4 protein-coding genes are annotated in these 3,586 nt (G+C 45.0%); 1 reads left to right on the forward strand and 3 read right to left on the reverse strand.

The features are described 5' to 3' along the window. The first annotated feature begins 117 nt into the window (after nt 1–117). Nucleotides 118–1,035, forward strand: a complete 918-nt coding sequence (locus tag QUA07_RS29605) for an NAD(P)H-dependent glycerol-3-phosphate dehydrogenase (RefSeq protein WP_333332755.1) — start codon at nt 118–120, stop codon at nt 1,033–1,035. Nucleotides 1,036–1,305: 270 nt separating this feature from the next. Here QUA07_RS29605 and QUA07_RS29610 read toward each other — a convergent pair whose 3' ends face one another. The 3 genes from QUA07_RS29610 to QUA07_RS29620 all read right to left on the reverse strand — a co-directional run bounded on the left by QUA07_RS29610 (nt 1,306) and on the right by QUA07_RS29620 (nt 3,194). Next, entirely contained in the window at nt 1,306–1,536 is a 231-nt protein-coding gene (locus QUA07_RS29610) for a hypothetical protein (protein WP_333332758.1), read from the reverse strand. Between the two features lie 82 nt (nt 1,537–1,618). Further along, a complete protein-coding gene (locus QUA07_RS29615; RefSeq protein ID WP_006635311.1) occupies nt 1,619–1,924 on the reverse strand; it encodes a small RNA NsiR4-regulated ssr1528 family protein in 306 nt (101 codons plus the stop codon). Nucleotides 1,925–2,210: 286 nt separating this feature from the next. Then, a complete protein-coding gene (locus QUA07_RS29620) occupies nt 2,211–3,194 on the reverse strand; it encodes a threo-3-hydroxy-L-aspartate ammonia-lyase (protein WP_333332761.1) in 984 nt (327 codons plus the stop codon). Nucleotides 3,195–3,586: the final 392 nt, after the last annotated feature.

The raw sequence follows: 3,586 nt of genomic DNA on the forward strand, positions 1-3,586 counted from the left end.
TTTTTTGGCATAGGGGGTTTGGCGTCCCTGTGAATCGGCTGCCCTTAATTATAACTAATTATCCGAACCTGATATTATCTGTGTTAATCTGCGGTTAAATTCATTAAACTAAATTCTATGGCAAGGTTGACAATATTAGGTGGAGGTGCTTGGGGTTCGGCACTGGCCAATCTGGGAGGCAAAAAAGGCGATCGAGTTAATTTGTGGTCGCGCCGCAGTTCTGTTAATCTAGAGTCTGTGATAACGGGTGCGGATGTTGTTGTTTCGGCAGTTTCGATGAAAGGAGTGGGAGCAACAGTCGATCGACTGCTTGCATTAGACTTAAGCCCCAGTACAATTATAGTTACCGTCACCAAAGGTTTAGACCCCGCCAGTACGCGCACTCCATCTCAAATTTGGCAAAATGCGTTTCCTAATAATTCAATTGTGGTACTTTCTGGCCCTAATCTTTCCGAGGAAATTCAGCAGGGATTGCCGGCTGCAACGGTAGCGGCGAGTTCGGATTTAGCAGCGGCCAAGCAAGTGCAAAATATTTACAGTTCCGATATTTTTCGGGTTTATGTGAATGAAGACCCGCTGGGGACTGAGTTAGGTGGAACTTTGAAAAATGTATTTGCGATCGCCGCTGGTGTTTGCGACGGTTTACAATTAGGAACTAATGCTAAATCTGCTTTGCTGACTCGCGCTTTACCGGAAATGATTCGGGTGGGAGTTCGTTTGGGAGCTCGCGCCGAAACTTTTTACGGTTTGTCTGGTTTGGGAGATTTGCTCGCTACTTGCAACAGTCCTTTATCGCGCAATTATCGGGTTGGTTTCGGATTGGCTGAAGGCAAATCTTTAGAGCAAATTTTGCAGGAATTGCAGAGCACTGCTGAGGGTGTTAATACTACTAATGTGTTGATTGATTTGGCTAATCAACGCGGCATTGAAGTTCCTGTTTCTCGTCAAGTTTATCGCTTATTAAATAGTGAAATTACTGCCGAGCAAGCTGTTTTATCGTTGATGGAACGAGCTTTGAAACCTGAGATTTTATAGCCTGTACCACTAGATAGGTAAGGAATTAAGCAAAGCCTAATTCCCTACCCCTAGCTGAAGTTTCAAGAAGTGGTGTCACCAGTTGCTAGTTATGAATTAAGAGTTCTCAGAAACATTGGTTGAGCGGTCAGATTGATGTTTCCATCGCTCGGTAGATACAGAGTTTAAGGAATTGAAGATGAGTTGTCAATCCCAAACTCTTTACTGATCGCTGCTACTACTTAAGTCATAACTTATAACTGATAGCTTGCAGAGCTAGTTGCACCAGCTTTACATCTTGCCGTGCTGCATTACCTGTTGAAGGTGCTGCCGAATTTCCTGCGCGTGCTCCATGTCAGCTTGCTGCAATTTTTGAAACAGTTCAGCACAAGGCTGAGAACCCATTTCCTGAGCATCTTTCATGTAAGTTTCGTAGGCTTTCAAAGCTTCAGACTTGTTGTGCAAAACTGTTAACAAATCGTACTCGAGGTTGCTGATGACTGTACTACCGTTAGTGCTCATAAACTTACCCTCTGCTAGGATTTGTGCCAATTTTGACCGATCCGGGGATGACTGTTCATCTATCTAGAAGGGTAGATAATTTTTACTTTCCACCGTAATAAAACGCAACTTCTTTATCTTTCAGCGGTGCGAAGTCAGCAGCAACGAGCATTTTATCGAGCTCGTTTTGAGGCAGATGTTTGACACCGATTCGGACAATGCGCGATCGCATGGTATTTGACACGCCACTGCGCTGTCTGCCGGCTTCTAATCCCATCACTTGCTTGTAGAGGTCTAATTTTGCTTGCGGAATCGGAGTACCGTCAAAGTCGATTCCAGAGGCGATCGCAACATCGATCGCATCTGCACCAGTTGTAGATTGAGCCGCTGAGTTTGTTTCTGAAGACATTGTGCTATTAAATCGAAGTTTGTTGTGGAAGCATTTTATCAGATCACCTTTTACTTTGGTCAAATTTGTCAATATTAATATTTTGCGTTTGCATGAATATTTGACGTTTGCCAGAAAGTCCGCCGGGGTTTTAACCCCCGTCTCACAGAGCAAGTCCCCTGAAGTGGACTAAAGATAAAAATAAAAAATGCTTTCCAGTCGTTTTTTGAGGACTCTTGCTATTAGACACTGGTTTAAACTCCTGGCGGACTTTCGGACTGACAAACTAACAAAGTGGCAGACTTAATTACACAGAAAAAAACCGATAGATTTCGCTCAAATCTACATTGCCACCACTGACAATCACGCCAATCCTCGCATTTTCAGCCTGCACCACACCTGACAACAAAGCCGCCGCTGCTAACACTCCCGTCGGTTCAACAATTATCTTCATGCGTTCCCACATAAAAAACATTGTCTGGCGAATTGCGTCTTCGGAAACTGTTGTCATATCGTCCACATAATGCAGCACCAAAGGAAAGGTTAATTTCCCCAAAGATGGCGTGCGCGCACCATCAGCAATCGTATCCGGGTTAGTAACAGTTTGCAGCGTTTTCGTGCGGAACGATCGCGCCGCATCGTCTGCTTGCTCCGGTTCTACTCCTATTACTTTACACTGCGGAGACAAAGTTTTTGTCGCGATCGCGCATCCCGACAGTAAACCCCCGCCACCGCAACAAACTAACAGCAAATCCAACTCCCCAACTTCTGCGATTAATTCCAGCGCAGCCGTACCTTGTCCCGCAATCACCCGCGCATCATTATAAGGAGGAATAATTGTCAAGTGCCGTTCGGCGGCAATTTTAGCCGCTAACTCTTCGCGGGAAACTTGAGTGCGATCGTACAAAATAATCTCTGCACCGTAGCCGCGAGTCGCTTCTTGCTTGACTTTTGGCGCATCTGCCGGCATGACAACAGTAGCAGGAATTTCTAGCAACCGTGCCGCAAGGGCGATCGCCTGCGCGTGATTTCCCGAAGAAAAAGTCAGCACTCCCCGCTGTTTTTCGGCTTCAGATAGCTGCATCAAAGCATTGCAAGCACCCCGAAATTTAAACGAACCCGTGCGCTGAAAGTTCTCGCACTTGAAAAATACCCGAGAATTTGTGCGTTTGTTGAAAGTTTCCGAAGTCAGCACCGGCGTCTTGAAAGCTTTGCCCTGCAATCGATTTGCCGCCGCCTCCACATCGGCGAAACTGACTGACAAGGAATTTTGGGCAAAGTCGGCACTCATAGATTTTAGATTTGGGCGATCGAGGACTCTATTTGTAGGGGGGCATTGCGCGCTTCACTTCTACCATTAAACTATAAATTTTTATCATAAGCTTATTAATAATTATCATTAGCGGTTGCGGTTAATGGTTAAAAAAGCTGTTGACTAAAACCAAAGTTATGACCATTTACTATCAAAAAGTAAAGGGGCATTTGTACTTGCACAGGAGAAGGATTAATGAATACAAATTTAACCATCACCCGATTAATTGTAGGGAAACGCCACGGCGCAGTGTCCTTATTTTGCGTAATATCTGAAATGTTGCACCATTCTCACTAAGCTTTTTATGAACAGGCTTTCCGGCCTGTTCCACAAAGAGTGAATTTTCTTGTGGAACAGGCCGGAAAGCCTGT

Origin of the sequence: Microcoleus sp. T3_A4 (genome assembly GCF_036700465.1) — a bacterium.
Classification (GTDB): Bacteria; Cyanobacteriota; Cyanobacteriia; order Cyanobacteriales; family Microcoleaceae; genus Microcoleus.